Genomic DNA, 20,788 nt, shown 5'->3' with positions numbered 1-20,788 from the left:
GTGTCGGCATGGACGTTTCGGGGCTGCGGCAGGCGTACGTGAAGGGCGCGCTCGACGAGGACGCCGCGGGCGCGGACCCGCTCGCGCTGTTCACGCGCTGGTTCGAGGAGGCCCGGACGCTGGACGGGGTGGAGGCCAACGCCATGAGCCTGGCGACCGCGGACCTGCGCGGCCGGCCCTCGGCGCGCACTGTGCTGCTGAAGGAGTTCGACGAGCGCGGCCTGGTGTGGTTCACCCACTACGACTCGCGCAAGGGCGAGGATCTGGCCGCGAACCCGCAGGCGGCGCTGCTGTTCTTCTGGGCGCCGCTCGAGCGGCAGGTGCGGATCGAGGGCGAGGTGGTGCGGGTGTCGCCGGAGGAGTCCGACGCGTACTACCGGTCCCGGCCGCTGGGCAGCCGGCTCGGGGCGTGGGCGGCGGTGCAGTCGACGGTCATCCCCGACCGGGCGCTGCTGGAGCGGGCGGCCTCGGACGCGGAGCGCCGCCACGGCGAGGACCCGCAGCGGCCGCCGTCCTGGGGCGGCTACCGGCTGCTGCCCGACACCTGGGAGTTCTGGCAGGGCCGCGACTCCCGGCTGCACGACCGGCTCCGCTACCGCCTGCACGGCACCGACTGGGTGCGCGAGCGCCTCGCCCCCTGATCCCGGCCCGTCGGCAGCTGTGATGCGGCCCGGACGGGTCCGGGACAGTCAGCTGAGCCGCGAGAACGCCGTCGCCTCGGCGACCAGGGCGGGGTCGGGCCGGACGCCGGTGTAGAGCACGAACTGCTCCAGCGCCTGCAGGCTCATCACCTCGGCGCCGGTGATGATCGTCTTGCCGCGGGCGTCCGCGGCCTCGATCAGCGGCGTCCGGGCGGGCATCGGCACCATGTCGAACACCACGTCGGCCGCCGCGACGGCGTCCACGGGGACCGGCAGGTCGGACGCCTCGGGCCCGCCCGCCATCCCGACCGGGGTGCAGTTGACCAGCGTCGCCGGGCGTACGTCGCCCAGCTCCGGCGCCCAGGCGCAGCCGTAGCGCTGCGCCAGCGCGGCCCCGCTCGCCTCGTTGCGGGCCACGACGGTGACGTCGCCGAAGCCCGCGTCGCGCAGGGCGGCGACGGTCGCCTTCGCCATCCCTCCCGAGCCGAGCACGGCGGCCGCGCGGTCGGCCGGGACGCGGTGGGAGGCCAGCAGCGAGGCGACCGCGACGTAGTCGGTGTTGTGGGCCACCAGGCGACCGTCGGTGTTGACGATGGTGTTGACCGAGTCGATGGCGCGCGCGGAGGCGTCCAGCTCGTCGACCAGCGCGATCACGTCGGACTTCCACGGCATCGACACGGCGCAGCCGCGGATGCCCAGCCCGCGCACGCCGGCGATGGCCGCGGCGATGTCGGTCGTGGTGAACGCCTTGTAGACGAAGTCGAGGCCCAGGGCGTCGTAGAGCCAGTTGTGGAAGCGGGTGCCGGTGTTGCCGGGGCGTCCCGACAGCGAGATGCACAGCGTCGTGTCCTTGGTGAGGCCGGTGGCGATCTCGCGCATGGTTCCCTCCCGGGGATGTCGGTGGCGCCACCCTAACGGGAGGCAGGCGGGCGGGTGCCGGTGGGTGGCTCAGACCCCGGGTTCGCTGGGGAGGCGTCCGGCGGCGATGGCCGCCACCAACTCGGCGTGGTCGGCCTCGGTCTGGTCCGCGTAGGCGCGCGCCCACGCGACGAAGGCGTCCACGGCGGACTCCTTCTTGCCGAGGTAGCCCGAGATGATCGAGGCGCCCGACGTGCGGGCGTGGCCCTTCGCGAGCAGGTGGCCGGTGATGCCCGAGTAGTCGATCAGCGAGGCGGGCGGCATGTTGTCCAGCGGGACGCCGCCCTTCATGTTGCGGTACTGGCGGACGTAGTACTGGTGCTCGCCGACGGTCGTCCAGCCCAGCAGCGGGTCCGAGACGGTCTGCAGCACCTGCTGGTACTCCACGACGCGTTGGCCCTGGTGCTCGTGCCAGGCCCGCTCGCCGTGCACGAACGGCGCCAGCACCGAGCGCTGCGCCTGCTTGAGCTGCAGGAACAGCACGTCGTCCTCGCGCGAGCCCACCAGCAGGGCCACCCAGGCGCGCAGCCCCACCGAGCCGACCCCGACCACCTTGTGGGCGATGTCGACGAGCGTGTAGCCGCCCACGATGCGGCGCCACTGCGGCGTCAGGGTCGTCAGGTAGGCGTCCAGCCCCTGGGCCAGCGCCTCCACCTCGGCCGGGTCGGGGTGGGTCACCAGCGGCGGGTCGTCGACGATCCGGGACGCCGTGGTGGCACCGCCGGTGAGCTTGGGCAGTTTGCGGTCGGAGGTGCGCTTGCGGGCGGCGGTCGCGGCGCGGATGATCTCGTCGCGCAGCGCCTCCTCGGTGACGGTCGAGTGCAGGTTCTCCAGGTCGAGCTGGTCGTAGGCCCGCCACAGCAGCGGCTGCTTGGACAGGAAGCTGACCTCGTCGCGGTAGGCCGCCACGCAGTGCCGGACGGCCTCCTCGCACTGCTCCTCGGTGGCGCCGTTGTCGCGCCCCAGCACCCAGATGGACGCCGTGAGCCGCCGCAGGTCCCACTCCCAGCAGCCCGTGTGCGCCTCGTCGAAGTCGTTGAGGTCGATCACCTGGTTGCCCTCGGGGCTGCGGTAGAAGCCGATGTTGCCGATGTGCGCGTCGCCGCACGCCACGGTCTGGACGCCGGTGGCGGGCAGGTTCGCGACGTCCCAGGCCATCATCGCCGCGGATCCGCGCAGCATCCCGAACGGGGACGCCGCCATCCGGGCGTTCCGGACGCCGAACAGCCAGGGCAGCCGGCCGTACGCGCTGGCCTCGATGAGGTCGATGACGCCGGGGCGGTTGTCCGCCGGCGCCCAGGCGCCGAGCGCCGCGTGCGGCGTCGCCTCCCGCAGCGACTTGCCGTGGTCGACCCGTTCGCGCCGGTCCGTGGCGGGGATGCGGAACGAGCTGAAGGCGTCCGAGAAGTGCTCGGCGGTCGAGGCCTGCTGCATGCAGCCCATCTTGGACCAGCGCCCGCGGGGAGGAAACCAGGGGGCCCTGGCGGGTTGCGGGGTGTGCCGGGCGGCGGTCTCGGCCATACTGGCAGGCGAGCCAGCACCACCACCTGAGGAGGACCTCGATGTCCCGTTCCGGCCTCGCCCTGACCATCGGGTTCGCCGCCGAGGCGGTGCGCGAGAGCGCGCCCCACATCCAGTGCGTGGCCCCGCGCGCCGCGACGCCCTTCGTCGCCGACACCCTCCACGGCGTCGGCGCGCGCTCGCTGGTGACCGGAACCTCCCCCGACGCCCTCGCGGCGGCGGGCGGGGCCGAGGCGGTCGTGATGGACCTCGCGGCGCTCAGCTCGGAGTGGAACGACGCGATCGTCGCCACGGCCGCCCGCCTGGACCAGGCCGGCCAGCCGTGGGTGCTCGACCTGACGCCGCTGGGCTCGCTGCCCCTGGATCGCGGCCGCGTGGACGCGCTGCTCGCGCACCGGCCGACCATCGTGCGCGTCCATCCCGAGGAGATCGGCGGCTTCTCCGGCGACGGCGTGGACGCCGCGATCGTGTGGGGCGAGTCGGCGGAGCGCGTGACGTACGGCGGGCGCGAGGTCGACGTGCCTCGCGGCTCGGAGATGCTGGCGCAGATCCCCGGCGTCCGCTCGGCGGTCTCCGCGCTGATCGGCGCGTGCGCGGTGATGACGGGGCCGCTCGAGGCGTCCCTGGCGGGCGCCGCCTGGCTGGCGCTGGCCTCGGAGCGCGCCGAGGAGCACGCCCGCGGGCCGGCGTCGTTCCGCACGACGCTCATCGACGCCCTGTGGACCGTCCGCGGCGACGAGATCGCGGAGTACCTGAAGGTCTAGGACGCCGGCCGGGGTCCGGGACGGTGTCCGCCAGCCTCCGCGGCGGCGTCCGGACGCCGCACTAGGCTGGCGGGCGTGGTTAACGCGAATCCTGCTCTGAACACCTGGCAGCGCCTCTACCGGATCACGTCCGGCATCAGCGCGGCCGTCGCCCTCGTGCTCGGCATCCTGGGCTCCCTCCTGACCAGCGACGGCGGCATCCGCCCGGCGCACGCCGGGTTCGCGATGCTGTTCGTGGTCACCTCCCTGCTGGCGAGCCTCGCTGCGCTGCGCTACGCGAAGCTGTCGGGGAACAAGGGCGGCATCGGGCACGCGTTCGGCGTCTTCGGGCTGTCGCTGGTCCAGTACGCCCTGGGGGAGATGCACGTGACGATGGTGCACATCATCCTCGGCGTCCTGATCGTGCTCGGCGCGCTGTCGCTGTTCGTGCTCGCGATGCGCCAGCCGGCCTCCGCCCCGGATTCGGCGGCCCCGCAGGCCTGATCCGGCGCCGCCATCTGGCACTCTGGAGGAGTGCCACCCTTCAACGTGTCCCGTGACAACTCGGGCGAGGCCTGGTTCCGGATCGGCCGCCTCGATGTGAACACGACGCTGCTGCTCGCGCTGCTCGGCGCGGTCGGCACGATCGCCTCGACCTTCGCCCCGACGCTCGCCGGCGCCCTGTTCCTGGACCCGCGCGCGGTCCTGGCCGGCCAGGTCTGGCGGGTGTTCACCTGGCCGTTCGTCGACTCCCTGTCGCTGTGGACGATCCTGTCCCTGGTGCTGCTGTGGTACTTCGGCCGTGACCTGGAGGCGCAGGTCGGCCGCCGGTCGATGGCGACGCTCTACGTGGGGATGTGGGCGTCGCTCACGGTGATCTCCCTGGTCGTGCACCTCGTCAGCGGGTCGGGCCAGATGTACGGGCTGGGGCTCATCCAGTTCATCGTGCTGCTGCTGTGGATCGCCGAGTACCCGCAGCGGCCGTTCTTCTTCGGGATCCGCGCCTGGGTGGTGGGGACCGTGCTGCTGGGCCTGCAACTGCTGCTCATGCTCGCCGGCGCCCGCTGGGCCGACCTCATCACGCTGGTGGGCGCGCTGCTGTTCACCGCGGTCATGGCGCGTCGGGCTGGGCTGCTGAGCGACCTGTCGTTCCTCCCCGGACGCAAGCAGGCGCCGCGCGCCCCGAGGTGCCCCGCGCCGAGCAGCGGGTGGCGCAGCGCCGCGCGTCCGACGCCGAACGCATCGACGAGCTGCTGGAGAAGATCGGCACCCAGGGGCTGCACAGCCTCAGCCCGGCCGAGCGCCGCGAGCTGGAGAAGCTGCGCCAGCGCCGCCAGTCCAACTGAGGCTGACCGCCCGCGAACCTTCCGCGGGCGGCCCCCGCCGTCCGTGACCGTCCTAGGGTGGAATCCTCCCTGAGGAAGGCTGCCGCGGATGACCGACCATCTCCCCGAAGAGATCTCCCCCGCCGGGCGCGACGCCCGCGCGCTCACCGACGCGCTGCGCCACCGCAACCCGGTGGTGCACAACGTGCGCGACGAGTGGGTGCTGTTGCGCCACGCGGACGTGAAGGCCGCCGCCCTGGACGACGCGACGTTCTCCAGCGCGGTGTCGGCGCACCTGCAGATCCCCAACGGGCTGGACGGCGACGAGCACACCCGGTTCCGCGCCGCGCTCGACCCCTTCCTCACACCCGAGGCGATCGCGCCCGCGGAGCCGCTGTTCGCCGCACTGGCCGCGCGGTTGGCGTCCGAGCTGCCGCGGGGGGACGCGATCGACGCCGTGGACGAGATCGGCGCCGTCTTCGCCGTCCGCGCCCAGAGCGCGTGGCTCGGGTGGCCGGCGGAACTCGAGGATCCCCTGGTGGCCTGGGTGAGCGCCAACCACGCGGCGAGCCGCGCCGGCGACCGCGACCGGCTGGCCGCCGTCGCCGCCGAGTTCGACGCCCTCATCGAGTCGGTGCTCGCGCCGCGCCGCGGCCCCGGGGGCGAGGTGCTCGGCGACGACCTGACGTCGGCGCTGATGCGGGTCGAGGTCGACGGCCGGCCGCTGCGGCACGAGGAGATCGTCTCGGTGCTGCGCAACTGGACCGGCGGCGACCTGGGCTCGATCGCACTGTGCGTCGGCGTCCTGCTGCACGACCTGGCCTCTCAGCCCGACCTGCAGCGGCGCCTGCGCGCCGGCGTCGGGGACGCCGAGCTGGACGCGGCGATCGACGAACTGCTGCGCATCGACGACCCGTTCGTCTCCAACCGGCGGGTCACCACCTGCCCCGTCACGATGTCCGGGGTCGACATCCCGGCGGGCGCGAAGGTGAAGCTGCACTGGACGTCGGCCAACCGCGACGAGGCTGTGTTCGGCGATCCGGACGGCTTCGACCCCGTCGGGCACGCCGCCGACAACCTCGTGTACGGCATCGGACGGCACGTCTGCCCGGGCCGCACGCTCGCGACGGTGGAGCTGCGGATCGCGGTGCGCGCGCTGCTGGAGGCCACCTCCTGGATCGACCGCGGCGAGGACCACCCCGTCCGCGAGGTGCACCCGGTCGGCGGTTGGGCCGCGGTCCCGGTGATCCTCACCTGAACCCGGCCGTCGGTGCCGGCGATCCTCCGCCCGAGGCGCCGGCCGCGCGCCGCGTGCCGCCGCCGGCCCGACGAGACGCCCCAGGGCCGCCCGCAGCCGTCCGCGCGCGGCTAGCGTGAGGCTCATGGACCTTCCCGGTGCCCCCGCCGCGACGACGCCGACGTCGCCGGTCCCCACGCGCAACGCCCGCGGCGTCCGGGTGTTCGCGGGCGTGCTGGTCGCGGCGGTCCTGCTGCTGGGCGTCATCGTGGTGCTGGTGGGGGCGCGCCCGGCGTCCTGGGGCGAGCTGACCGCCGCCGTGCGCGCGGGCGACGTGGTCGCCGTCACGGTGGAGGGCGACGACGTCGGGCCCGAGGCGGTCGGTCACATGGCGGCGGTGGTGCTGTGGACCCAGGGGCCGTGGCGCCACCACACCGACGTCCTGGTCAGGCTCGGCGACCCCGAGCAGGGGACGGGCCCGACCGACACCCGGCTGGAGATCGTCGAGGGGTCGGTCCAGGAGGCGCTGCGCGCGCTGCGCCCCGACCTGGAGATCACCAGCAAGCCCGCCGCGCGCACCGTGGGCCTGCTCGCGGGCTGGCGCGTCCCGATCGGCCTGGTCGCGTGGCCGCTCGTGGTGGCCGCGGCGACGCTGGGGCTGCTGATCGCCGGCCCGGAGCCTCGGTTCGCCACCCGCTGGGCGTGGTTCTGGCTCCTGATCAGCCCGCTCGCCGCGGTGGTGGCGCTCGCGTTCCTGACCCAGGCGGCCGTGACCGCGCACCGCCCGACCGAGCGCCGGCTCACCGGCGGTTGGGCCTTCCTGATCTCCCTGGTCGCGATGGGCCGGCCGGGCTAGCCTTCGCCGCCCGGGCGCGCCCGGGCTCAGTCGAGCTGGCGGCGGGCGGCGCCCTTGTCGGCCGACAGCGCCAGCGACGCGTAGATCTTCAGCGCGTTGCTGACGTGACGCTCACGGTCGACCGGCTTCCACCCCGCGGCGTCCTGCTCGGCGCGGCGCTGGGCGAGCTCCTCGTCGGAGACCTCCACGTCGATCGAGCGCTCCGGGATGTTGATCGAGACGATGTCGCCGTCGCGGATCAGGCCGATGGCGCCGCCGGAGGCTGCCTCGGGGCTGATGTGCCCCAGCGACAGCCCGGACGACCCGCCGGAGAACCGGCCGTCGGTGATCAGCGCGCACTTCGGGCCCAGGCCCACGCCCTTGAGGTAGGACGTCGGGTAGAGCATCTCCTGCATGCCCGGGCCACCCTTGGGGCCCTCGTAGCGCACCACGACGACGTCGCCGGCGACGATCTTGCCGCCGAGGATCATCTCCACCGCCTCGTCCTGGCTCTCGGCGACCTTCGCCGGACCCGAGAACACCCACTGGTCCTCCGGGACGCCGGCCGTCTTCACGATGGCGCCGTCCAGGGCGATGTTGCCCTTCAGGACGCCCAGGCCACCGTCGCGGGTGTAGGCGTGCTCGACCGAGCGGATGCAGCCGTCCTCGGCGTCGGTGTCCAGGTCGGTCCAGCGGTTGGTGGAGCTGAACGCCTCGGTCGTCCGGACGCCGCCGGGCGCGGCGTACCACAGGTCCAGCGACTCGGGCGTGGCGTGGCCGCCGCGGATGTCCCAGTCGTCGAGCCACTGGGCCAGCGAGGGGAGTGCACCGCGTGCACGTTCTCGTCCAGCAGCCCGCCGCGGCGCAGCTCGCCCAGGATGGCGGGCATGCCGCCGGCGCGGTGGACGTCCTCCATGTAGTACTTGGTGGTGTTCGGGGCGACCTTGCTCAGGCACGGGGTGACCCGCGACAGCGCGTCGATGTCGTCCATGGTGAAGTCGACCTCGGCCTCCAGCGCCGCGGCCAGGATGTGCAGCACCGTGTTGGTCGAGCCGCCCATCGCGATGTCCAGGCGCATCGCGTTGCTGAACGCCTCCTTGGTGGCGATGGCGCGCGGCAGCACCGACGCGTCGTCGTCCTCGTAGAACCGCTTGGCCAGCTCGACCGCCAGCGCCCCGGCGCGCTCGAACAGGCCCTTGCGCGCCGACGCCGTCGCCAGCGTCGAGCCGTTGCCCGGCAGCGACAGCCCCAGCGCCTCGGTGAGGCAGTTCATCGAGTTGGCGGTGAACATGCCCGAACACGACCCGCAGGTCGGGCAGGCGTTCTGCTCGATCGCCATGATCTGCTCGTCGCTGACGCTGGAGTCGACGGCCTTCACCATCGCGTCGATCAGGTCGAGCCGCTCGTTGCCGCCCTCGTCGGGGCCCCCGACACGATCCGGTCGCCGAGCATCCGGCCGGCCTCCATCGGGCCGCCGGACACGAAGACGGTCGGGATGTTGAGCCGCAGCGCGGCCAGCAGCATGCCGGGGGTGATCTTGTCGCAGTTGGAGATGCACACCAGCGCATCGGCCTGGTGGGCGTTGACCATGTACTCCAGCGAGTCGGCGATCACCTCGCGGCTGGGCAGCGAGTAGAGCATGCCGGAGTGGCCCATGGCGATGCCGTCGTCGACGGCGATCGAGTTGAACTCGCGCCCGACGCCGCCCGCCTCGGCGACAGCACCCGCGACGAGCTGGCCCATGTCCTTGAGGTGGACGTGGCCCGGCACGAACTGGGTGAAGCTGTTCGCGATCGCGACGATGGGTTTGCCGAAGTCGCTGTCCGTCATGCCGGTGGCGCGCCAGAGTGCGCGGGCGCCGGCCATGTTGCGGCCGTGGGTGGTGGTGCGGGAGCGGAGCTGGCCCATGGTTTTTCCTCCTGGTGCTATCTGCGCCAGCGTAGTCCGGCCCGCGCGCCCGCTCGCGAGCCGTCCGGTGGAGCGCCAGCCCAGCCGCCCCGGGACCTCAGGGGCGCTTCTTGGCCGGGGTGATCCAGACGGTGATGTCGCAGTGCACCGACTCCACGCCCGCGGCGTCCACCAGGGCGACGGGGACGACGACGTCCACGCCGGAGGTGATCGACGCGAAGTCGGGCAGCGGGTCCAGGACGGCTGTGGCGGTCAGCCCGCCGGTCGTCTTGGCGAGGTAGCGGGCGTCCATCGCCTTGGGGATCCAGCGGTGCGTGGTCGGCACGGACGCCTCGGCGAGGATGCCCATCGCCACCTCGGCGAGGTTGCACGCGGCGATCGCGTGGAACGTGCCGATGTGGTTCTGGACGCCCCACCACTTCGGGGCGGTCACGATGCAGCGCCCCGGCTCCAGGACGCGGACGTGCGGCAACACGGTGCGGAAGTACGGCGCCATCAGCGCCGCGGCCACGGAGAACACCCGCGTCCCGATCGGGCGGGGCAGCCGCCGCAGCCTGCGCCACAACGTGTAGGTCTTCGTCACATCGCTCATTCGAACCTCACCCACCACGCGCGCCGGTGCGCCATCTCCATCAGCTCCCCGAACGTCTCCCAGTTCTCCCCGCCGTCCTCGGGCGACAGCGCGGCGAACTCGCAGGCCATCAGCTCCGCGTGCCGTCCTGTCGGCGGCGACGGGACGAACACCCCGACCTCGGTGATGTCGAGCACCAGAAGGACGGCGTTGAACTTCTTCTCCCACAGCCGCAGGATCGCGGTGACGTCGCCGCCGGTCAGCTCCCGGTCGGACCCGCCCGTCCAGCCGAGCCGTGCGGGCACGTCCGCCGGGCGGGCGGTGGGCACCACGAGCAGCGCGGGCACCTCCGGCGGCACGGGGATGGCGACCGGCCCAGGGAAGGTCGTCGCGCCGGCGAGCTGGGTGATGGGCCGCGTCCAGGGGCCGTCGGCGTCGAACTCCTCGAACTCCTCCTCGTCCTCGTCCGGGACGCCGAACGCGAGGCGCGTCCGCTCCAGGATCTCCCGCGGCTCGCCGATCTGCTGGTCGGGTCCGGCGAGCTTCCCGGTGTGCCAGGGCCCGCCGGCGTCGCCCTCGAGGCCGTCCAGGATGACGGGCCACCACCCGGTCGTCGGGAACGCCGCGACGAGGTCCGACCAGACGGCGCGGCCGTCGGCGGGCGCCGGGATCAGCCAGGCGATCGGCCGGGGGTCGATGCCGTCGCCGGCGCGCACCGGTTCGGCGCCCAGGCCCGCCAGGCACGGCGGGGCGACGTCGGTGGGGGCGGGTTCTGGCGCCTGCAGGGTGGTGGTGACCGTCGGCCCGACGGGCGGGGGGTAGCCCCGGTACCGGAGGCGCAGTTCCTCATCAGCCATGGCGGCCACGCTAGCGGGCGACCGCGGGGCGCGACAGGCCGGCGCCGGGCGGCGTCCGGTCGGCGAGGCTCATCCCTGCGGGGCGCTCAGTCCCACCAGAACCACCAGATCCGCTCGTGGGCCAGCTCGGCCAGAGCCTGGATCGACTCCACGCCCTGGTCGATCGCGTCGGGGCAGAACGCGAACCACTCCTGCGCCAGCCGGGTGGCGTTCTCCCCGGCGGGCGGAGCGTCGACGTGCAGGGTCAGGGTGTCGAAGCCGATCCCCACCAGGACGGCGCCGAACCGGTCCTCCCAGGAGCGCAGCACCGCGGAGACGTCGCCGCCGGTCAGGCCGTAATTGCAGGGGCCCCACCAGCCGAGCTGTGCGGGGGCGTCCGCGGGACGGGTGACGGGGACGAGCAGCAGGCTCTGGACCTCGAACGGGGCGGGCAGGTCCACCGGCCCCTGCTCCCGGGTGGCGGACGCCGGCGCGCCCGGCGTGCGCCGCCACGGCTCGCCGGGCACCTCCTCGTCGTCCTCGCCCGCGTAGTCCGCCAGGCTGCGGGTGAGGACGACGCGCGCGTCGCCGATCTCCGTGCCCGGTCCGTCGAGTTCCCGGTCGCGCCACGGGCGGTCGATGTCGCCGTCGTGACCGTCCGTGATCAGCGGCCACAGCCCCGTCGAGGGGAACTGCTCGACGAGCCGGCACCACAGCTCCCGGCCGTCCGCCGGCGCCTCGATCAGCCAGGCCACGGGTTGCTCGCCCACCTCGGGGAGCACCGGCTCGACGTTCGGCAGGCCCAGCGCCGCGACGGTCTCGGCCGTGCCCGGCGCGGGCGCCGCGAGGCGGGCGGTCACGGGCGGCAGCGGCGCGGGGGCGGGGCCGGCGTCGCCGGCGAGGAAGTCCTTGATGCGGTCGAAGAGTCCCATGCGGTCAGGCTAGACCCAGGTCGTCCGGATGCCTTTCCTCCACCTGGTCGTCTGGTTCGGCGGAATCCTACGGACGCCGCGGCGCCGGCCGACACGCGCGCCGAAGGATGGGGATGGCCGAGCCGGCGGCGTCCAGGCAGGTCGCGGGGAGGATGCCGGTCGCGCGGCCCGCAGGGCGCCGAGGCGGCGGGGCGGGGTGGCCGGCGGCGTCCCCGGGGCCGTGTGTCCGGGACGGACGCGCGGCCCGCGGCGGTTCCTGGCAGGATCGGGGCGTGCTGGATCGCCTCACGTTGTCCGCGACGCTCACCGGGCCCGACAGGCCGGGCATCACCCACGCCCTGATGTCGGCCATTGCCGGGCTCGGCACCGAGGTGCTCGACCTGGAGCAGGTGGTCGTCCGCGGTCAGGTGACGATCGCGCTCCTGCTCGGATCGCTGCCCGACGACCTCGACACGCTGCAGGACCGCCTCGCCGGCACCTGCGCGCGCCTGGGGTACCGGCTCACCATCGACGAGGGCCTGGGCGACAACCCGCCCCGGCTCAAGCGGGTGGTCGTGACGGTGCTGGGGCGTCCGCTGCGCGCCACGCACCTGGCCGCGGTGTCGCGGGTGGTCACCGAGCACGGCGGCAACATCGACCGGATCCGCCGGCTGTCGCGCACCCCGCTGACCACCCTGGAACTGGTGGTGTCGGGCACCGACGTCGCGCACCTGCGTCCGGCGCTGGCCGCCACCGCGGCCGAGACCGGCTTCGACGTGTCGGTGTCGCCCGCCGGCCTGGCGCGGCAGGGCCGCCGCCTCGTCGTGATGGACGTCGACTCCACGCTCATCCAGGACGAGGTGATCGAACTGCTCGCGGCGCACGCCGGGAAGCAGGCGGAGGTCGCCGCGGTCACCGGCGCCGCCATGCGCGGCGAGATCGACTTCACCGAGTCGCTGCACCAGCGCGTCGCCACGCTCGCCGGGCTGCCGGTGTCGGTTTTCGACGCCGTGCGCGCCGACATCCGCCTCACGCCCGGAGCCCGCACGCTGGTGGCCACACTGCGCGACCTCGGGTTCGCGGTCGGCCTCGTCAGCGGCGGCTTCATCGAGGTGGTCGGTCCGCTCGCCGCGTCCCTGGGCATCGAGCACGTCCACGCCAACGCCCTGGAGGTCGTCGACGGCCACCTCACCGGACGCGTCACGGGCGAGGTCGTCGACCGGGCGGCCAAGGCCCGCACGCTGCGCCGGTTCGCCGACGCCGAGGGGCTCCCCCTGAGCCGCACCGTCGCGATCGGCGACGGCGCCAACGACCTCGACATGCTCGCCACCGCCGGGCTCGGGATCGCGTTCAACGCCAAGCCCGCCGTGCGGGCGTCGGCCGACACCTCGCTCAACCTGCCCTACCTGGACGCCGTGCTCTACCTGCTCGGGTTCAGCCGCGAGGAGGTCGAGGACGCCGCCGCCCAGCGGCGCCCGGACGCGGAGGACGCGTAGCCGACTGCGGGAGTCGGCGGTGGTGGGCCGGCGCGACGCGGGCGACTCGTCACAAACCGGAGCGACTCGTCGCAAACCGCACGCGCCGCAAACGGGCCCACTCGCCGCAAAGGCGGGCGTCGCGGCCCTCACCCCCGCTTCCCAGATGCCCCCGTATGCGTCAGACGCCCCCGTTCCTACGTGGGCAACTGAGACAAGCGGGGGCAGTTCGTCGTAAGAGGGGGCGATCCGTCGTGAGCGGGGGCGGCTCGTCGCAAGAGGGGGCGGCTCGTCGTGAGCGAGGGCGACTGGTTGCGAACCGGGGCGGTTCGTCGCAAGAGGGGGCGGCTCGTCGCAGTGGGGGTGGCTCGCCGCAGACGCGGGCGTCGTGGTGGCGGGATCGCTCCCGCCGATACCCAGACGCCCCCGTTTACGTCAGTTGCCCCCGTTCCTACGTGGGCGACTGAGACAAGCGGGGGCGGCTCGTCGTAAGCGGGGGCGATTCGTTGCTAGCGGGGGCGGCTCGTCGTAAGCGGGGGCGATTCGTTGCTAGCGGGGGCGGCTCGTCGTAAGCGGGGGCGATTCGTTGCTAGCGGGGGCGGCTCGTCGTAAGCGGGGGCGATTCGTTGCTAGCGGGGGCGGCTCGTCGTAAGCGGGGGCGATTCGTAGCTAGCGGGGGCGGCTCGTCACAAAGCGGGGCGGCTCGCCGCAAGCGGGGGCGACTTGTCGCAAACGGGGGCGACCCCGCCGCGACCTGACCGGGTCAGGGGGCGCGGAGCAGCCGGGCTTCGCGCCCGGGCGTGACGCCGAACTCGTCGCGGTAGCGCGCGATGAACGCCGAGGGCGTGTAGCCGGACGCCCGGGCCGCCTCGGCGACGCTGGCGCCCCCGCGCAGCAGGTGCACCCCGACGCTGAGGCGGCAGCGGGCCCGCCAGCGGGTGAAGGGCATGCCGGTCTCGGACAGGAACGTGCGCTGCAGCGTCCGGGCGCTGACGCCGGCGGCCGCGGCCAGCGACGTGAGCGGTTCCGCGTCGTGCGGGGCGGCCAGCACGCGTTGGGCCACGCGGCGGGCGCGCGGCTCGCTGGGCAGCGGCGGCATCGTCGTGCGGGCCCAGGGGCGCAGGTGCGCCAGGAGGGCGTCCATCGCCGCGACCAGGTCGTCGGCGCGTTGAGGCGTCACGAGAGGTTCCGCGAGCCGGTCGAGGTCCGCCGTGCGGGGGATGTCCAGGGGCTGCTCGCCCAGCAGGCGCAGGGAGGGGAGGAACACCGGGACCACCGCCGACCTCCCGGACGCCTGGACCCGATGCTCGACGCCGGCGGGCACGTAGACGGCCCGCTGCGGCGTCGCGGTGAAGGCGGCCCGCCCGATGGTGAGCACGACCCTGCCGGAGGTGACCCAGGTGAGCTCGTCGACGGGATGCGCGTCCGGGTGGCCCTGCCGGCCGCGCGGGGTCACGGCCCGCGCCGGCGCTCGGTTCATGTCGCATCCCTCGGATCGCTGTCGTTCCCCACAGATTAGGCAACCCTAACCACAATTGGCAAAGGTAGCGTTGCCAATATGTTGTCCGGACTCGCGCGTCTCGATCCCCGCCGTGGGGTCACCACCGTCGGCCACCCGCTCGCTCCCCGCGTGCTGGAGGTCGCCCGGGTCGAGGAGTTGAGCCCGCTGCTGCGCCGGGTGGTCCTCACCGGCGACCGGGCCGGCACGGTGCCGTTCCCGCCGTGGAGCTCGGGCGACCACGTCAAGCTCAGCTTCCCGGACGCCGCGGGCGCGGTCGCGGTGCCCCGCCTCGAGAACGGCCGCCCCGTCTGGGACGGGCCGCGACCCGAGCTGCGCGACTACACGATCCGCTTCGTCGACCCGGCCGCGAACGAGCTGGTCCTCGACGGCGTCCTGCACGACCACGGGCCGGCCGGACGCTGGTTCGCGGCGGCGCGCCCCGGCGACCGCCTCGGCGTCCTGGGGCCGCGGGGCTCCCACCTCTACCCGCCCGGCTACCGCCACCTGATCCTCGCCGGCGACGAGGCCGCCCTGCCGGCCCTGGGTCGCTGGCTGGACGAGCCCGGGCTGTCGGGACACGTCACCGTGGTCGCGGTGGCGTCGAGCCCCGAGGCCTACCCGCTCACGACGCCGCCGGTGCCGGCGACCGTGGACTGGCGTCGTCACGTCGCACCGCTGGACGCGGACCGCGGCGCCCTGTTCGCCCACGACGTCGCGGACGCCCTGCGCACCAGCCCCACGCCGGAGGACGTGTTCGTGTGGGCCGCCGGCGAGGCGGAGGCGATGAAGGCCGTGCGGCGGGTCCTGCGGGAGGCGGGGCACCCGCGCCACGCCTTCCACGTCGACGGCTACTGGCGCCGCGGCGTCGCGGGTTTCGACCACCACGCGGTCGAGGAGGACTGACCCCGGTCAGGCGGGAGCGCCGTCCGGGGCGTCCAGGCGGCGCACCCGGTACCACGGGATCATGCTCAGCAGCAGCGTGACGCCGGTCAGGAAGAAGGCCCATCCGAAGCCGAAGGCGTCCGCGATGAAGCCGGCCAGCAGCGTCCCGATGATGGTGCCCAGGTCGGTCGCCATCGAGAAGACCGACAGCGCCTGGCCGCCGTTGCGGTCCGAGCCGATGATGTCGGCCAGCATCGCCTGGGACGCCGGCTGGATCATCGAGGCGCCGACGCCGCCGAGCATCGACAGCCCCAGGAAGATCGGGACGGCCTGCGCCCAGCCGAACACGATGGTCGTCAGCCCGGCGATCAGCAGCCCGGTCATGAGCACCGGACGCCGCCCCACGGCGTCCACGAGCCGCCCCGTGAACTGCTGGCCGATCACGTTGCCGACGGCGAACAGGGTGAGCGCGAAGCCCGCCATGGGGCGCCGATCGACGGGATGGACACCGCCATCAGCGGCACCAGCGCGATCCGGACGCCGAACGTCGCCCACCCGTTCGCGAAGCCCGACACCAGCAGCGCCCGGTACTCGGGCAGCCGGAGCACCTCCGACAGCAGGACGCGCGGGCGCACGTCGTCGTCGCCGTCGCGGCGGGCGGGGTCGCGCAGGAAGACCAGCACGACGATGACGGCGACGACCACGGAGATGCCGTAGACGAACAGGGCGAACCGGTAGCCGAACTCCGACAGGAACGTGCCCAGGATCGGGCCGCAGATGTTGCCGATGAGGAACGCGCTGCCGTAGAGCGCCGACATCCGGCCGCGGGCGTGCACGGGCGCGAGCCGCACGAGCAGGCCCATCGACGAGACCGTGAAGGTCACCGAGCCGATGCCGCCCAGCCCGCGCCACAGCAGCAGGTCCCAGTAGCCCCGGGCGGCGGCGCACAGGAACGAGGAGACGGCCACCCCCGACAGGCCGGCGATGTACATCCAGCGCTCGCCGAAGCGGGCGATCAGCGCGCCGGCGGCGGGCGCGAAGGCCATCCTGGCCAGCGCGAACACCGTGACGATCGCGGACGCGGCCCCGAAGCCGACGTCGAAGCTGGCGGCGAACTGCGGCAGGATCGGGGCGATGAGGCCGAAGCCGAGCGCGATGAGCAGCGCCGCGGCGACGAGGACCCAGATCTCGCGGGGCACCGGCTCCCGCCTGCGCGTGACCGCCGCCGTCACACCGCTCACTTCCTTCGCTTCGTCGCCGCCCCGTTGGGACGTTTCAGGTGGTGGGGATGGCCCTAGGCTGCCATGTCCTGGGCGGTCGGGACGCCGATGACCACGGTACGGCGGGTGCGCAGCAGCCACAGGGCCGCGTTGAGGCCGCAGATCACCCCGACGACCGACGAGCAGATCAGGGTGGAGATGTCGCCCGCCAGCGCGGCCCAGGACAGCCACATCCCCTGCAGGCCGAAGGCCCCCAGGAGGTAGGCGCCGGAGATGCCGGAGATGTCGGGGGAGCGGATCAGGTTGCGGGTCTGGCCGAACATGCCGACCGCGACCGGGACGACCGCGACGATGCCGAACCAGGCCGCCGAGCCCAGCACCTCCACCGCGATGCACGCCGCCCCCACGGCGAGGCCGAGCGGCCAGACGCGGGCTGTGCTCAGGCGGCGGTCGCGCTGCAGCATCACCAGGACGAGGATCGACAGGATCGAACTCACGACGTTGGGGACGACGAGGTTCGCGTGGCCGACGAGCAGGCCGTGCGACGTCCAGCCGATGCCGACGCCGAGCAGCAGCTGCCACATCAGCAGCGACACGCCTTCACTGGTGCCCGCCCGCAGCAGACGCACCACCTGAGGCACCGACACGACCGAGCCTGCGAGGGCGCAGACCCACCCCCAAACGACCACCATCCCCACGATCCTCCAGCCTAGGTGAGGAGGCCCCGCCGGGCCGCTTCGGTGGCCGTCGGTTGCCTCCCCGGACGCCGACGCGAAAGGGGCCCGATCGGGCCGGTTCTCCGGGGTCGGGACGCGGGTAGTGTGGCGGAATGAGCACCCTGGTGATCACCGTCATCGGCACGGACCGTGCCGGACTGGTCAACGCGCTGGCCACCGTTGTGGCCGATCATGGCGGGAACTGGACGCGGAGCCAGCTCGCCGAACTCGCCGGCGCCTTCGCCGGCATCGTCGTCGCCGAGATCCCCGACGCCCGCGCCGCCGACTTCACCGCCGCGGTCCGTGCTATCGAGGGCCTGGAGGTCGTGGTGCAGGGCGGCTCGGACGCCGCCGCGGAGCACGACTCGCAGGTCACGCTGGAGGTGCTGGGCAACGACCGGCCCGGCATCGTCCGCGACGTCTCCCGGGTCTTCGCCCGCCACGGACTCTCGATCGAGGAACTGTCCACCGACACCCGCGAGGCCCCCATGGCCGGCGGGCGCCTGTTCGAGGCGCGCCTCGTCGTGGACGCCGCCGACCCGGCGGTCATGGACGCCGTCCGCGCCGACCTGGAACGCCTCGCCACCGAACTCATGGTGGACCTGACATGGGCGCAGAAGTGAGCACCGCGGTCCTGCCACCCCGCGCCACCGTCGCCGGGGACGGCAGCACGGCCGTCGCCCGCACCGTCCCGCAGAAGGGGCACCTCAGCGTCGGACCCTGGTGGTTCGTGGACGCCTTCGGCCCCGGGACCGGCTCGGCTCCCTGGGCGGGCGCCACGCCGCACGGCCACGCCGGGATGCAGTCCATGACCTGGCTGTTCGACGGCGCGCTGCGGCACACCGACGGCCTCGGCACCCGCGCCGACATCGTGCCCGGGCACGTCCTGATGCTGACGGCCGGGGACGGGGTCGTGCACGCCGAGGAATCGATCGGGGACGCGCCCCCCGCGGGGTGGCGCTGGGGCTGGTGCTGCCGGCCGCGGAGCGGCACCGGGCCGCGTCCGTGGAGGAGTTCGCCCCGGAGCCCGTGCGGTTCGGCGACCACGAGGTCGCGATCTTCGTCGGTGAGCTCGGCTGGGAGGACTCCCCGGTCGAGGTGTTCTGCCCGGCCGCCGGGGCGGAGGTGCGGTTCGCCTCGCACGACCCGCTCCAACTCGCGATCCCCGACGGCTGGGAGTTCGGCATCCTCGCGCTGGACGAGCCGCTGACGGTCGAGGGCGTCGCCGTGCCGCCCGGCCACCTGGCGGTGGTCGCAGGCCAGGATTCTCTGTCGGTCTCGGTCGGGGCGGACGCGGGGCACGTGGTCCGTGCGCTGGTGCTGGGCGGGGAGGTCCCCGAGCCGTTCGTGCCGTGGTGGAACTTCGTCGCGGGCGACCACGACGAGGTCGTCGCGTGGCGGGCCGCCTACGAGGAGGCCCGCGCCGGCGGGTCGACCTCGTTCGCGCCCCCGCCCGGCGTCGACCCCGGCTCGCTCGTCGCGGCGCCGCCGCTGCCCTCGGTCCGGCTGCTGCCCAAGCACCGTTCGCCGGCCTGAGCCCGGGTCCAGGCGCGCGCCGCCGCGGCGTCCACGCGGGCGAGCTTGTCCGGGTTGCGGACCAGGAACAGCGAGGCGATCCCGTCCTCGCCGCACCGCAGGCCCACCACCGTGGTGAGCGCGCCGCCCTCGAACACGAGCGCCCCCGGGGCGCCGTTGACCACGGCGGCCTCCAGGGTGGCGGCGTGCCGGGACGCGAGCCCCACCAGGAAGCGGGCGACCTGCTCGGCACCCTGCACGGGACGGCGGGCCGCGCTGACCCGCCCCCGGCGTCGCTGGTGAGCGCCGCGTCGGGGGCCAGGAGGGCGACCACGGCCGCCGCGTCCTCGCGCAGGATCGCCGCGGCCAACGCCGCCACCGCCTCGGCGTCCCGGGCGCGCGCGGGCACCGGCCGGCCGGCCACCGCGCGGCGGGCCCGGGAGACGAGCTGGCGGGCGGCGGGGACGCTGCGGTCGACCGCCTCGGCGACGGCGGCGTAGTCGAGCTGCAGCACCTCGCGCAGCACGAACGCGGTCGCCTGCTCGGGGCTGAGGGTGCTGAGGACGACGTCGAGCGCCAGCCCCAGGCCCTCCCGCTGCAGCAGCGCCCAGTCGGGGTCGCCGTCGGCGACCACCGGCTCGGGCAGCCAGGGCCCGACGTAGGACTCGCGCCGGCGTCGACGGCTGCGCTGCAGGTTCAGGGCGAGCCGGGACGCCGTCACCGCGAGGTAGCGGCCCGGCGCGCCGATCCGGGTGGGGTCCAGGTCGGCGCAGCGCAGCCAGCACTCCTGCACCACGTCCTCGGCGTCGACCCGCGAGCCGGTGATGTGGTACGCCGCCGCCAGCATGGCCGGGCGGTACTGGACGAACTGGTCGGCGTCCATGCGGCCCTCACGCCGCCGCGGGCGTGGCCGGCCCGGCGTCCGTGCCGCGCGGCCCGGCGGGCCAGCTGTAGCGCCCGGGGCGCTGCGCCTCCTGCTGCAGCCAGCGCACCGTCATCCGGCACACCGCCTCCTTGACGCCCGCTCCCGCCGGGCCGGTCAGCGCGAACGGGCGCTCCCGGTCGTCGGGGTGCAGCAGTTGGACGCGCCCGCGGCCCCGGCCCAGGTCGACGCACTGCAGGAGGTGCCCCAGGTCCAGCGCCGGCGCGTCCCGCCCGTCCCGCTGGGCGGCGAGCGCGTCGGCGGCGTGCGCGCCCATCGGCAGGGCGGCGGCGCAGCTCGGACGCAGGTGCGTCAGCGCCGGGACGACCACCGCGTCCCCGGCCCCGACGAGCCCCGGCACGCCGCGGACGGCGAGCGTCCGGTCGACGAGGAGCCGACCCCGGTCGTCGACGGGCAGGCCCGAGTCGCGCGCCAGCGTCGGGACGCCGAAGCCGGTGCAGTCCACGACGATGCCGGCGGGCGGCCGTTCGGGGTCGAAGCCGGAGCGGGGCAGCACCCGGACGCCCCGGCGCTCGAGCGCGCGGCGGTGCGCGGCCGGGGCGCGGCCGGACGCCAGGCCGTCGGCCGAGACGAGCGCGACGGGGCGGCGTCCGGCGAGGACGGCGGCCAACTCCACCCCGGTGAGCCCGGAGCCGAGGACCGTCACCGGGGCGTCCGGGTCGCGGTGCAGGGCCGCGCGCAGCGCCAGGGCGTGCTCGAGCGTGTCGACGCGGTGCCGACCGGGACGCCGGGCGGCGGCGCCGGAGCCGACGGCGTACACGGCGGATCCGAAGCCGATCTCGGCCCCGGACGCGAGCGTGAGGCGCCGCCGGGGCGCGTCGATGCGGGTCACCCGGTCCTCGACCCGGCCGACGGCCGGGTGCAGCACGGACGCCAGGGCGACGTCGGCCGCCGGACGGTCGCCGGAGGCGAACCGGTGCAACCGGATGCGCTCGACGAACCGGGTGCCCGGGGCGACCAGGACGACCGGGGAGTCGCGCCCGGCGAGGCGGTTGGCGGCCATCACGCCGGCGTAGCCGGCGCCGATCACGACGGTGGGCGGGGCGGACGGGGTCATGGGCGCTCCTTCGGCGGGGACGGGTCGTCGGGT

The 20,788-nt window shown here is 74.4% G+C and carries 21 protein-coding genes and 4 pseudogenes; 13 read left to right on the top strand and 12 right to left on the bottom strand.

From position 1 onward, the window contains the following. Positions 1–8: 8 nt before the first annotated feature. Positions 9–641: a pyridoxamine 5'-phosphate oxidase gene (gene pdxH, locus G7070_RS07300; RefSeq protein WP_166233160.1), complete on the top strand. Its 633-nt coding sequence runs from the start codon at positions 9–11 to the stop codon at positions 639–641. Between the two features lie 48 nt (positions 642–689). Here the strand turns inward: pdxH and G7070_RS07295 are convergent, their stop codons facing one another. After that, positions 690–1,520 carry a shikimate 5-dehydrogenase gene (locus G7070_RS07295; protein WP_166233158.1) on the bottom strand — a complete coding sequence of 277 codons (831 nt, stop codon included), beginning with the start codon at positions 1,518–1,520 and terminating at the stop codon, positions 690–692. Positions 1,521–1,589: 69 nt separating this feature from the next. Then, positions 1,590–2,993 carry a DUF2252 domain-containing protein gene (locus G7070_RS07290; RefSeq protein WP_166233156.1) on the bottom strand — a complete coding sequence of 468 codons (1,404 nt, stop codon included), beginning with the start codon at positions 2,991–2,993 and terminating at the stop codon, positions 1,590–1,592. Positions 2,994–3,121: 128 nt separating this feature from the next. On the opposite strand from G7070_RS07290, the gene G7070_RS07285 reads away from it, so the two are divergent. From G7070_RS07285 to G7070_RS07265, 6 genes and pseudogenes are all read left to right on the top strand, one after another. Then, complete coding sequence (locus G7070_RS07285) at positions 3,122–3,844, top strand: hydroxyethylthiazole kinase (RefSeq protein WP_166233154.1); 723 nt, start codon at positions 3,122–3,124, stop codon at positions 3,842–3,844. Between the two features lie 75 nt (positions 3,845–3,919). Next, positions 3,920–4,327 (top strand): hypothetical protein, encoded by a 408-nt coding sequence (locus tag G7070_RS07280; protein ID WP_166233152.1) that lies wholly within the window; start codon positions 3,920–3,922, stop codon positions 4,325–4,327. A 30-nt stretch (positions 4,328–4,357) separates the two neighbouring features. Beyond that, a pseudogene (locus tag G7070_RS07275) lies at positions 4,358–4,933 on the top strand (rhomboid family intramembrane serine protease); the annotation flags it as partial. Between the two features lie 77 nt (positions 4,934–5,010). Further along, positions 5,011–5,169 (top strand): DUF6576 domain-containing protein, encoded by a 159-nt coding sequence (locus tag G7070_RS19840; protein ID WP_431977937.1) that lies wholly within the window; start codon positions 5,011–5,013, stop codon positions 5,167–5,169. 88 nt (positions 5,170–5,257) lie between these two features. Beyond that, the gene (locus G7070_RS07270; protein WP_166233148.1) at positions 5,258–6,406 is read left to right on the top strand and encodes a cytochrome P450; all 1,149 of its coding nucleotides are present in this window, start codon (positions 5,258–5,260) and stop codon (positions 6,404–6,406) included. Positions 6,407–6,530: 124 nt separating this feature from the next. After that, on the top strand, positions 6,531–7,241 hold the full coding sequence (locus G7070_RS07265) for a hypothetical protein (RefSeq protein WP_166233146.1): 711 nt from the start codon (positions 6,531–6,533) through the stop codon (positions 7,239–7,241). A 26-nt stretch (positions 7,242–7,267) separates the two neighbouring features. Here the strand turns inward: G7070_RS07265 and ilvD are convergent. The 4 genes and pseudogenes from ilvD to G7070_RS07245 form a co-directional block, all read right to left on the bottom strand. Beyond that, a pseudogene (gene ilvD, locus G7070_RS19835) lies at positions 7,268–9,128 on the bottom strand (dihydroxy-acid dehydratase). A gap of 97 nt (positions 9,129–9,225) precedes the next feature. Further along, positions 9,226–9,720 carry a hotdog fold domain-containing protein gene (locus G7070_RS07255; protein WP_166233144.1) on the bottom strand — a complete coding sequence of 165 codons (495 nt, stop codon included), beginning with the start codon at positions 9,718–9,720 and terminating at the stop codon, positions 9,226–9,228. Beyond that, positions 9,717–10,556 carry a DUF4253 domain-containing protein gene (locus G7070_RS07250; protein WP_166233142.1) on the bottom strand — a complete coding sequence of 280 codons (840 nt, stop codon included), beginning with the start codon at positions 10,554–10,556 and terminating at the stop codon, positions 9,717–9,719. Before G7070_RS07250 ends, G7070_RS07255 begins: the two co-directional genes overlap by 4 nt. Before the next feature lie 86 nt (positions 10,557–10,642). After that, entirely contained in the window at positions 10,643–11,467 is an 825-nt protein-coding gene (locus G7070_RS07245) for a DUF4253 domain-containing protein (RefSeq protein ID WP_166233140.1), read from the bottom strand. 272 nt (positions 11,468–11,739) lie between these two features. Between G7070_RS07245 and serB the strand changes: the two genes are divergently transcribed. Then, positions 11,740–12,942 carry a phosphoserine phosphatase SerB gene (serB, locus tag G7070_RS07240; RefSeq protein ID WP_348981489.1) on the top strand — a complete coding sequence of 401 codons (1,203 nt, stop codon included), beginning with the start codon at positions 11,740–11,742 and terminating at the stop codon, positions 12,940–12,942. Positions 12,943–13,684: 742 nt separating this feature from the next. Here serB and G7070_RS07235 read toward each other — a convergent pair. Beyond that, a complete protein-coding gene (locus G7070_RS07235; RefSeq protein WP_166233138.1) occupies positions 13,685–14,401 on the bottom strand; it encodes a helix-turn-helix transcriptional regulator in 717 nt (238 codons plus the stop codon). A 78-nt stretch (positions 14,402–14,479) separates the two neighbouring features. On the opposite strand from G7070_RS07235, the gene G7070_RS07230 reads away from it, so the two are divergent. Continuing rightward, positions 14,480–15,325 carry a siderophore-interacting protein gene (locus tag G7070_RS07230; RefSeq protein ID WP_166233136.1) on the top strand — a complete coding sequence of 282 codons (846 nt, stop codon included), beginning with the start codon at positions 14,480–14,482 and terminating at the stop codon, positions 15,323–15,325. 6 nt (positions 15,326–15,331) lie between these two features. Here the strand turns inward: G7070_RS07230 and G7070_RS17680 are convergent, their stop codons facing one another. The 3 genes from G7070_RS17680 to G7070_RS07220 all read right to left on the bottom strand — a co-directional run bounded on the left by G7070_RS17680 (position 15,332) and on the right by G7070_RS07220 (position 17,216). Further along, positions 15,332–15,787, bottom strand: coding sequence for an MFS transporter (locus tag G7070_RS17680; RefSeq protein WP_206080003.1), 456 nt, complete (start codon positions 15,785–15,787; stop codon positions 15,332–15,334). Next, a complete protein-coding gene (locus G7070_RS17675) occupies positions 15,745–16,503 on the bottom strand; it encodes an MFS transporter (protein WP_206080002.1) in 759 nt (252 codons plus the stop codon). The genes G7070_RS17680 and G7070_RS17675 overlap by 43 nt, the downstream gene beginning before the upstream one ends. Before the next feature lie 95 nt (positions 16,504–16,598). After that, positions 16,599–17,216 (bottom strand): hypothetical protein, encoded by a 618-nt coding sequence (locus G7070_RS07220; protein ID WP_166233134.1) that lies wholly within the window; start codon positions 17,214–17,216, stop codon positions 16,599–16,601. A 137-nt stretch (positions 17,217–17,353) separates the two neighbouring features. Between G7070_RS07220 and G7070_RS07215 the strand changes: the two genes are divergently transcribed. The 4 genes and pseudogenes from G7070_RS07215 (at position 17,354) to G7070_RS07200 (ending at position 19,255) form a co-directional block, all read left to right on the top strand. Next, positions 17,354–17,863, top strand: coding sequence for a glycine cleavage system transcriptional repressor (locus tag G7070_RS07215; protein ID WP_166233132.1), 510 nt, complete (start codon positions 17,354–17,356; stop codon positions 17,861–17,863). After that, positions 17,848–18,165 (top strand): annotated as a pseudogene (locus tag G7070_RS19830) (pirin family protein); the annotation flags it as partial. The gene G7070_RS07215 and the pseudogene G7070_RS19830, both read left to right, overlap by 16 nt. Before the next feature lie 29 nt (positions 18,166–18,194). Next, a complete protein-coding gene (locus G7070_RS07205) occupies positions 18,195–18,776 on the top strand; it encodes a pirin-like C-terminal cupin domain-containing protein (RefSeq protein WP_246227467.1) in 582 nt (193 codons plus the stop codon). A 185-nt stretch (positions 18,777–18,961) separates the two neighbouring features. Further along, the gene (locus G7070_RS07200; RefSeq protein ID WP_166233127.1) at positions 18,962–19,255 is read left to right on the top strand and encodes a hypothetical protein; all 294 of its coding nucleotides are present in this window, start codon (positions 18,962–18,964) and stop codon (positions 19,253–19,255) included. Here the strand turns inward: G7070_RS07200 and G7070_RS19825 are convergent. Both G7070_RS19825 and G7070_RS07190 read right to left on the bottom strand, forming a co-directional pair. Then, positions 19,240–19,638: pseudogene (locus G7070_RS19825) on the bottom strand (sigma factor); the annotation flags it as partial. The gene G7070_RS07200 and the pseudogene G7070_RS19825 overlap by 16 nt on opposite strands. Before the next feature lie 7 nt (positions 19,639–19,645). Further along, positions 19,646–20,755 carry an FAD-dependent oxidoreductase gene (locus tag G7070_RS07190; RefSeq protein WP_166233125.1) on the bottom strand — a complete coding sequence of 370 codons (1,110 nt, stop codon included), beginning with the start codon at positions 20,753–20,755 and terminating at the stop codon, positions 19,646–19,648. Positions 20,756–20,788 lie beyond the last annotated feature (33 nt).

Source organism: Propioniciclava coleopterorum (assembly GCF_011393335.1).
Lineage (GTDB): Bacteria > Actinomycetota > Actinomycetes > Propionibacteriales > Propionibacteriaceae > Propioniciclava > Propioniciclava coleopterorum.
Note: the sequence above shows the minus strand (reverse complement) of the source record. Positions and strands in the feature narration are given on the sequence as shown.

Excerpts from the sequence above, each read along its gene's own strand:
- pdxH (WP_166233160.1), top strand. The coding sequence starts at position 9 with ATGGACGTTTCGGGGCTGCGGCAGGCGTACGTGAAGGGCGCGCTCGAC.
- G7070_RS07295 (WP_166233158.1), bottom strand. The coding sequence starts at position 1,520 with ATGCGCGAGATCGCCACCGGCCTCACCAAGGACACGACGCTGTGCATC.
- G7070_RS07290 (WP_166233156.1), bottom strand. The coding sequence starts at position 2,993 with ATGCAGCAGGCCTCGACCGCCGAGCACTTCTCGGACGCCTTCAGCTCG.
- G7070_RS07285 (WP_166233154.1), top strand. The coding sequence starts at position 3,122 with ATGTCCCGTTCCGGCCTCGCCCTGACCATCGGGTTCGCCGCCGAGGCG.
- G7070_RS07270 (WP_166233148.1), top strand. The coding sequence starts at position 5,258 with ATGACCGACCATCTCCCCGAAGAGATCTCCCCCGCCGGGCGCGACGCC.
- G7070_RS07265 (WP_166233146.1), top strand. The coding sequence starts at position 6,531 with ATGGACCTTCCCGGTGCCCCCGCCGCGACGACGCCGACGTCGCCGGTC.
- G7070_RS07255 (WP_166233144.1), bottom strand. The coding sequence starts at position 9,720 with ATGAGCGATGTGACGAAGACCTACACGTTGTGGCGCAGGCTGCGGCGG.
- G7070_RS07250 (WP_166233142.1), bottom strand. The coding sequence starts at position 10,556 with ATGGCTGATGAGGAACTGCGCCTCCGGTACCGGGGCTACCCCCCGCCC.
- G7070_RS07245 (WP_166233140.1), bottom strand. The coding sequence starts at position 11,467 with ATGGGACTCTTCGACCGCATCAAGGACTTCCTCGCCGGCGACGCCGGC.
- G7070_RS07235 (WP_166233138.1), bottom strand. The coding sequence starts at position 14,401 with ATGAACCGAGCGCCGGCGCGGGCCGTGACCCCGCGCGGCCGGCAGGGC.
- G7070_RS07230 (WP_166233136.1), top strand. The coding sequence starts at position 14,480 with ATGTTGTCCGGACTCGCGCGTCTCGATCCCCGCCGTGGGGTCACCACC.
- G7070_RS17680 (WP_206080003.1), bottom strand. The coding sequence starts at position 15,787 with ATGGCGGGCTTCGCGCTCACCCTGTTCGCCGTCGGCAACGTGATCGGC.
- G7070_RS07220 (WP_166233134.1), bottom strand. The coding sequence starts at position 17,216 with ATGGTGGTCGTTTGGGGGTGGGTCTGCGCCCTCGCAGGCTCGGTCGTG.
- G7070_RS07215 (WP_166233132.1), top strand. The coding sequence starts at position 17,354 with ATGAGCACCCTGGTGATCACCGTCATCGGCACGGACCGTGCCGGACTG.
- G7070_RS07190 (WP_166233125.1), bottom strand. The coding sequence starts at position 20,755 with ATGACCCCGTCCGCCCCGCCCACCGTCGTGATCGGCGCCGGCTACGCC.